This window comes from Levilactobacillus acidifarinae DSM 19394 = JCM 15949, from assembly GCF_001434835.1.
Lineage (GTDB): Bacteria > Bacillota > Bacilli > Lactobacillales > Lactobacillaceae > Levilactobacillus > Levilactobacillus acidifarinae.
In genome coordinates this window covers 739,207-746,452 of the sequence record NZ_AZDV01000026.1, presented here as the reverse complement: position 1 = coordinate 746,452, position 7,246 = coordinate 739,207, and the positions used below count along the sequence as shown (strand labels likewise).

Annotated in this window: 6 protein-coding genes, 10 tRNA genes, 1 riboswitch and 1 other annotated feature; of the genes, 13 read left to right on the top strand and 3 right to left on the bottom strand. The window is 50.6% G+C overall.

What is annotated here, in order from left to right:
* Positions 1 to 65 precede the first annotated feature (65 nt).
* From FD25_RS11260 to FD25_RS11215, 10 genes are all read left to right on the top strand, one after another.
* Positions 66 to 156, top strand: a tRNA-Ser gene (locus tag FD25_RS11260).
* Between the two features lie 24 nt (positions 157 to 180).
* Positions 181 to 253 (top strand) — tRNA-Glu (locus FD25_RS11255).
* Between the two features lie 4 nt (positions 254 to 257).
* Positions 258 to 330, top strand: a tRNA-Val gene (locus FD25_RS11250).
* A gap of 21 nt (positions 331 to 351) precedes the next feature.
* Positions 352 to 426 (top strand) — tRNA-Asp (locus FD25_RS11245).
* 53 nt (positions 427 to 479) lie between these two features.
* Positions 480 to 552, top strand: a tRNA-Phe gene (locus FD25_RS11240).
* Between the two features lie 5 nt (positions 553 to 557).
* A tRNA-Tyr gene (locus FD25_RS11235) sits at positions 558 to 640 on the top strand.
* 4 nt (positions 641 to 644) lie between these two features.
* Positions 645 to 715, top strand: a tRNA-Trp gene (locus FD25_RS11230).
* A 13-nt stretch (positions 716 to 728) separates the two neighbouring features.
* Positions 729 to 801: transfer RNA gene (locus tag FD25_RS11225), tRNA-His, on the top strand.
* A 58-nt stretch (positions 802 to 859) separates the two neighbouring features.
* Positions 860 to 930: transfer RNA gene (locus tag FD25_RS11220), tRNA-Cys, on the top strand.
* Positions 931 to 963: 33 nt separating this feature from the next.
* A tRNA-Leu gene (locus FD25_RS11215) sits at positions 964 to 1,048 on the top strand.
* 186 nt (positions 1,049 to 1,234) lie between these two features.
* Here FD25_RS11215 and FD25_RS11210 read toward each other — a convergent pair.
* On the bottom strand, positions 1,235 to 1,558 hold the full coding sequence (locus tag FD25_RS11210) for a heavy metal-binding domain-containing protein (protein WP_057804276.1): 324 nt from the start codon (positions 1,556 to 1,558) through the stop codon (positions 1,235 to 1,237).
* A 324-nt stretch (positions 1,559 to 1,882) separates the two neighbouring features.
* On the opposite strand from FD25_RS11210, the gene FD25_RS11205 reads away from it, so the two are divergent.
* The gene (locus tag FD25_RS11205) at positions 1,883 to 2,458 is read left to right on the top strand and encodes a hypothetical protein (RefSeq protein ID WP_057804274.1); all 576 of its coding nucleotides are present in this window, start codon (positions 1,883 to 1,885) and stop codon (positions 2,456 to 2,458) included.
* A 50-nt stretch (positions 2,459 to 2,508) separates the two neighbouring features.
* On the opposite strand, the gene FD25_RS11200 is transcribed toward FD25_RS11205, so the two are convergent.
* Together FD25_RS11200 and FD25_RS11195 are read right to left on the bottom strand one after the other, a co-directional pair.
* Complete coding sequence (locus FD25_RS11200) at positions 2,509 to 2,856, bottom strand: hypothetical protein (protein WP_057804272.1); 348 nt, start codon at positions 2,854 to 2,856, stop codon at positions 2,509 to 2,511.
* 132 nt (positions 2,857 to 2,988) lie between these two features.
* The gene (locus FD25_RS11195; protein ID WP_235807925.1) at positions 2,989 to 3,738 is read right to left on the bottom strand and encodes a hypothetical protein; all 750 of its coding nucleotides are present in this window, start codon (positions 3,736 to 3,738) and stop codon (positions 2,989 to 2,991) included.
* A gap of 85 nt (positions 3,739 to 3,823) precedes the next feature.
* Positions 3,824 to 3,945: riboswitch (SMK box riboswitch) on the top strand.
* Between FD25_RS11195 and metK the strand changes: the two genes are divergently transcribed.
* Positions 3,944 to 5,131: a methionine adenosyltransferase gene (gene metK / locus FD25_RS11190; RefSeq protein ID WP_057804269.1), complete on the top strand. Its 1,188-nt coding sequence runs from the start codon at positions 3,944 to 3,946 to the stop codon at positions 5,129 to 5,131. (Overlaps the previous riboswitch by 2 nt.)
* A gap of 163 nt (positions 5,132 to 5,294) precedes the next feature.
* Positions 5,295 to 5,528 (top strand) — a binding site (T-box leader).
* A gap of 71 nt (positions 5,529 to 5,599) precedes the next feature.
* The gene (locus FD25_RS11185; protein WP_057804267.1) at positions 5,600 to 7,228 is read left to right on the top strand and encodes a peptide ABC transporter substrate-binding protein; all 1,629 of its coding nucleotides are present in this window, start codon (positions 5,600 to 5,602) and stop codon (positions 7,226 to 7,228) included.
* Positions 7,229 to 7,246 lie beyond the last annotated feature (18 nt).

Genomic DNA, 7,246 nt, shown 5'->3' with positions numbered 1-7,246 from the left:
GGTAGAGCACCTGACTGTTAATCAGGTTGTCGACGGTTCGAGCCCGCCTGCCGGAGCTTTATAATGGAGAGTTGTCCGAGCGGCTGAAGGAGCAGCATTGGAAATGCTGTAAACGGGTACTAACCTGTTTCGAGGGTTCGAATCCCTCACTCTCCGTTGTGTCATCATGATTTTTATCATGACCCGTTGGTCAAGTGGTTTAAGACACCGCCCTTTCACGGCGGTAACATGGGTTCGAATCCCGTACGGGTCATTTTGGAGGATTAGCTCAGTTGGGAGAGCGTCTGCCTTACAAGCAGAGGGTCACAGGTTCGAGCCCTGTATCCTCCATTGGTAACATAACTTTATTATGGTCCGTTGGTCTAGTTGGTTTAGGACGCCTGCCTGTCACGCAGGAGATCACGAGTTCGAGTCTCGTACGGACCGTTGTTATGTTATTATTAATTTAACACAACAACATTACATGAATGGTGAGAAATGGCTCGGTAGCTCAGTCGGTAGAGCAATGGATTGAAGCTCCATGTGTCGGCGGTTCGATTCCGTCCCGCGCCATTTATGGAGGGGTAGCGAAGTCTGGCTAAACGCGGCGGACTGTAAATCCGCTCCTTCGGGTTCGGTGGTTCGAATCCACTCCCCTCCATCATAGGGATATAGTTTAAAGGTAGAACTACGGTCTCCAAAACCGTCGGTGTGGGTTCAATTCCTACTATCCCTGTTGTAATGTTATGGCGGTATTGGTGAAGGGGTTAACACACCGGATTGTGGTTCCGGCACGCGTGGGTTCGATTCCCACATACCGCCCTATGATTGGGGCATTTTCTTAGGATTGTTGGTCCAGTCAGATTGGATAGACGATTATGGTGGTATAGCCAAGTGGTAAGGCAGAGGTCTGCAAAACCTTCATCGTCGGTTCGAATCCGATTACCACCTTTGACTTGGGTGTATCCAATCAAATATTTTTTTGCCGGAGTGGCGGAACTGGCAGACGCGCTGGACTCAAAATCCAGTGTCCGTTGAGGACGTGTGGGTTCGAACCCCACCTCCGGTATCAGAAGTAACATCTCGTCTGCAAATAGACCTTACGTTAACGCGTAGGGCCTATTTTTTTTTGCAATTGATAAGGCCAGCCAGGACTGCTCAGACTTTGGCGCCAGGCATTCGATGAACAGGGGAATTTGCTACTATTAAAAACTGCGCCAACAGCACGGTGACTCGATGGCTGTTAGCGCAGTTTTTAGCGATACTTAACGGCGGTACCGTAAGCGGCGACGGACTGCATGTCCGTGCCAATTGAACCGGAATCAAAGCGCATCATGACGACGGCATCGGCCCCCATGTTGGCGGCGTTTTGCTTGAGGCGATCAACAGCGATGTTCCGAGCTTCGTCAAGCATCTTGGTGTAGTCCTTGATTTCACCCCCGACAACGTTCTTAAGAGACGCTCCCATATTCCGAAAAACGTTTTTGGATTGAGTGGTCAGGCCAAAAACCTCTCCGAGCACCTCATAATCCTGTCCGGGAATGTGCTCGGTGGTGGTGACTAAAATTTCTACTGCCATAGTTGTTCCTCCCTTTAACTGGCTTAATTCTAATATACCGGTATTGAGGAGTGAGGACAAGTCGCAGGTCGATTCAAAAAAGTACCAAAAAGTTTTCATCAAATTTCTTTTTAAATCAGAATGGCGAATTTACGATAAGTTGATTGTTTATACAACAAGTCGGCCGCAACCTGAATATTCTATAAAACCGACAATTGGCTTTGTCGTCAGATGCACAATTAGTCCGAATTTATAATTAATAATCATCAGTGTTACTAGTGAAGGCCATATGATATAGTGCTAAGTGGATAGCCACTAAGGGTTACCACTGAAAGGAAGAGGACGATGAGTCAGCAAGATGATCAACGCCCCGAGTCATTGGGTGTCCCACAGCCCCTAACGGACCAGCAACGCCAACTTTTAGAGCGCTTCTTTCTAGTGAACACGATTCAGCGCCGAGTCGTCCAGCAATTAGAGGATGTCTTAGGGCCCCTCGCAGGCTACCAGCAGCAACGACTGTTTTTTCATGATGTGACGGGCCTAATTCACTTTCGACGGAACTTTTTAGAAACGGTCGGCCACTTTTTAACGGGCCGAGTGGACTTGGCCTATCAGTTAACGTTTATTGAACACGGCTCACACCGACGCCGGGCCTATTCCGCCCAGCATCTTAACCAAATCGATCACCGACAGATGGGGCGGGGAACCATCACTGAAACCCTAAACTACCAACGATTTGGTTGCAAAATTCAACGGACGTATACGGTGGCAGGCCATCATCTGTATTGGGAGAAAAATCAGATTTGGTGTCAGGGTCAAACAACCGCGTGGGTAGACGGCTTAATGGCTTTACAACAACAACTGGCGCCCCATGCGGTTTGGTTGCAACAGGGCTTTTTGACCATCAACGATTATACCTAACCCGCAAAAAAAACGCGATCAACCCGGACAAATAAGTCAGGTTGGTCGCGTTAAAGATTAGACGTTGTCTGGTGTGGTAAGAGGTGTAACAGCCGTCGGTAGGCCGTGGTGATGCGGCCTCGTTGCAGGTCAATTCCGGATACTGGAATGACGTTTTGGTGGTCCCCCGGCGTGGCACTGGCCCGCCAGATGCGACTATCGATGATGTAGATGGTCTGGGCGTCAATGGTCAGATTCCAATGGTGTTCGGCTTGAACGCGTTGACCGGGCAACTGTAGGGCGGTTGCGAGTTGTTGACAGAAATGATCGATCAAAGCGGCGTCGACGATGGCGTTGCCAGTCAGGGTAGGTTGATACTTGCCACTGCGAATATCACCTACCACCTTGATTTCAGGCATGTATGGGTTCCTCCATTACGAAATGATGCCTCATTCTAGCATATTTTTAGGGGTGGAACCCGGAGTTTTCCTTGAGCTTAGCGAAACTTTAAAATCTCGCAAGGGTTGGTCTGATTGCTAAGCCCGCCAACGCTATTTGAGAATGAGATAAACGACGAGTAACTGAACCATCCCGGTGAGAACCAATTGGTAATGACTCTTGAGGTGTCGCTGGAGCCACCAGTGACCGGCGACTAATAATATGGCCACCACACTAGTACCAGAAAATCTCAGACTTAACGTGACGAGGGTGAAGATGGCCGGTGTAATGAGGGTCAATCGCCAATCGCGGTCCGCCAGTAGGTAGTAATTCTCAAAGAGGGCCAGGTAACTCGCCACGATCGGAATCAGGGTCACTAAAAATTGGCTAGACAGATAGTGGTTTCGTAAGAGAAACAAAATTACGGGGACCCCACAGGCTGCCAGGCAGCTGAATACGATCAAGCCATAGACCGATTGGAGGCCTAATTGGGGGACGTAGGTGAGTACCAAGAAGACGCACAGGAGAATGGCGAAGAGTTGAATCAGATGTTCGCTGGGAGCGGCTAATAAGCCAAGGGTGGCCGCCGCCACGACTAGGATGGGACCAGTGGTCGAGTGGAAGTGGTGGCGCAAGATGAGAAAGTAGCCCGCCGCGACTAGTCCACCGTAACCGACCAGGGCCAGTTTAACGGTCCAAGTTAGGGGGGTCCCCGTGGAAGCGGTAGACCCTACTAGCCACCAGATTAAATTTTGACAGGCGGTAAACACAACTAATTGTTGTACCGTCCGATTCTTGAGAAAAGCCGTGAGATAGGCCATGGAATCGCTCCATTCAACAAAGTTAAAGTTATCTTTCATCATAGTGGTTGTGGCCGACGGGGTCAACGGGTGGCGTTGATTTTACCGGGGACATCTTTGTCAGTTTACGAAATTTATGGTAAAATTCTTAAGTTATGAGTCAATTCCCGATAGGATTCACGCTTTGACGTGAAGCTGCCTTGTAACCGAACGACGTTGAGATTATCGGTCAACTCTGACGTCCACCATATCTAGGGGGAATATTCAATTGCAAGAAAGACATTTATTTACTTCAGAATCCGTTTCTGAAGGTCATCCAGATAAGATTGCCGACCAAATTAGTGACGCCATCCTGGATGCGTTGTTAGCCCAAGATCCAGATTCACGGGTCGCCTGCGAAACGTCCGTGACCACGGGCCTAGTGTTGGTCTTTGGTGAAATCTCCACCAAAGCCTACGTCGACATCCAGAAGGTTGTTCGGCAGACCATTAAGGAAATTGGGTACACCGACGGCCAATACGGCTTTGACGGCGACAACTGTGCCGTTTTAGTGGCGATCGACGAACAGTCACCCGACATTGCTCAGGGGGTCGATGACTCCTTGGAAACGCGGGAAGGTGACGGCGATCCCCTCGATAAGATTGGGGCCGGTGACCAGGGGTTGATGTTTGGCTATGCGGTCAACGAAACGCCCGAATACATGCCGTTACCCATCACGTTGAGTCATGCGCTGATGCGGCGAATCGCTAAGTTGCGTAAGGATGGGACGATCCCATATTTGCGGCCAGATGCTAAGGCCGAAGTCACGGTCGAATACGACGACAACGACAAGCCGTTGCGCGTTGACACGGTGGTTTTGAGTACCCAACACGATCCGGACGTGACGTTGGACCAGATTCGTCAAGATGTGATCAAACAAGTGGTCAAGGCCACGATTCCGGCCGACCTGTTGGACGACAAGACCAAGTACTTCATCAACCCGACTGGTCGTTTCGTTATCGGGGGTCCTCAAGGGGACGCCGGTTTGACGGGGCGGAAAATCATCGTGGATACTTACGGTGGGGCTGCCCGGCACGGTGGTGGCGCCTTCTCTGGGAAGGACGCCACCAAGGTGGACCGATCGGCAAGTTACGCTGCCCGGTACATCGCCAAGAACATTGTAGCAGCGGACTTAGCCCAAAAGTGTGAAGTTCAGATTGCCTACGCTATCGGGGTTGCGGAACCCGTTTCCGTGTCCATCGATACCTTTGGCACCGGGAAAGTGGCGGAAAGTAAGTTAGCTGCCGCTGTCCGGAAGATTTTTGACCTGCGCCCAGCCGGTATTATCCAAATGCTGGATTTGAAGCGGCCAATTTACAAGCAAACGGCGGCTTACGGTCACTTTGGCCGAACCGACATTGATTTGCCTTGGGAACACCTCGACAAGGTTGATGCCTTAAAGGATGCCTTGAAGTAAACTGAAAGCCGAATGCCTCAGCCCCCGACGATTAATCGGGAGCTGGGGCTTTTTTAGTTGGTTAATTTCTAAACGATGTTTTCTTAAAATTAAAAAATGATGAAAATTACCTTGACTTTTTTCTCATCGAGTTTTAATCTAAGACACATCAATCGCAAACAGAAAGTTAACGTTGACGAAGACAGTAATGACTCTGACCTGGATAAGCGACTCCCGTTTGGTGTGAGGGGAGCCAGATCAAGTTGTGAACATCACTTCGGAGTGACGCGGTGAACTGATAGTAACCGCACTGGTGGCACCCATTATCGTGCTAGCGTATCGCCAAGCGGCCGTACGTGAAAAGGGGTGGCCCCAGTGGGTCGCAATTGAGGTGGTACCGCGCGGAAGCGTCCTTAGTAAAGGCAGAACTTTACTGGGGGCGCTTTTTGGCGTTAACCAGGAAAACGCGAAGATTAGGAGGGATTGTCGATGAGCAAACGATTTGTGATGGGACTAATGGGGGTGGCGTTAGTGATTAGCGGCTTAGCGGGCTGTGGTCAGACGACCGCCAGTAAAAAAGAACAGAGTAAGCCGTTAAACGTGACCATGCCGTCTGAGTTACAGACGGCCGATCCTAACAAGGCCACCGACGCCTATTCGTTTTACATGATGCGACAGACCACCGAAGGACTTTACCGATTAAATAACAGTGGCAAAGTTGTCGCGGGGATGGCGACTAAGGTGGTTAAACCCACGGCTAACGGTAAAACCTACACGCTGACCTTACGGCACAACGCGAAGTGGAGTAACGGCGATTCCGTGACGGCGCAAGACTTCGTGACCTCCTTTAGACGGCAGGTCGATCCAACCACCAAGGCGCAATACGCCAACCGGTTTGCGACGTTTGTGAATTACAGCGCCGTCCAGACCGGTAAGAAGCAGCCATCAGCGCTGGGGGTTAAGGCCTTGGGTAAGTATAAGTTGCAGATCAAGCTGAGCCAAGCGAACCCGTCGTTTAATTACGAAGCGGCGACCGAATACTTACCGGTTAACCAAAAATTAGTGAAGAAGTACGGCTCGACGTACGGGACCAATTCGGCGCGGGTCGCCGCTAACGGGCCTTACGTGCTGAAGAAGTGGAACGGGACCAAGACCACCTGGGAATACGTCAAGAACCGACATTACTACGCAGCGAAGAGTGTGCGGTTGAAACAAATCAACGTTCAAGTCACGAAAGACCCGTCGACGGCCGAAAAGTTATTCGCCGCCGGTAAGGTCCAAGAAACGCAAATCAGTGGGACCACGATTGCCGGGGTCGCCAATAATGCACAATTGAAGAGTCAGATGCGTAAGACGCTGACCACGGCTGTGACGTTGCAGTATTTCAACCCGCGGAACAAGGTCAGTGCCAACGCCAACTTCCGTAAGGCCGCCAACTACGCTTTGAACCGGGCACAGCTGACCCAAAAGGTGAATCAGGACGGCTCTCAACCCCTGCTAAACTTGGTCGCTAAAGGAGTGACCAAAGACCCGAATAATGGCAAAGACTTCGCGGTCAGCACCGGGAACTACACCCGGCACAACGATGCTCAGGCCAAGAAGCTCTGGGCGCAGGCCAAAAAGGAGTTGGGTGGGGGCAAGCAAACGATTACCTTACTGACCAACGATTCCGACGGGACCAAGAACGTGGCCGAATACATCCAGAGTCAGTGGGAGAAGGATATGCCGGGCTTGACCGTCAATATCTCTTCCATGCCCTTGCAACAGCAGATCAACAAGATGTTCAAACAGAACTTTGACGTATCAATGTTTGGCTGGACCGGGGATGAACCGGATCCGACCACGGATCTGAACCTGTTCATGAAGGGTAACTCCGTGAACTTCGCTAATTATAACGATGCTAAGTACAATCAGTTAATGACGGCCGCGACGACGGAGACCAATACCAAGAAGCGAATGAGCCTGTTAAAGCAAGCCAACCAACGAGCCATGCAGGTGGGCATCTTCAATCCGGTCTACCAACAAGCCCAAGTGAACCTGGTCAGCAAGAAGGTTGGCGGGATTCACTACTCGACCTTTAGCGTGGCCGCGCAGTACCGCTACGCTTACTGGAAATAACGCATTTTGAAAGGATGA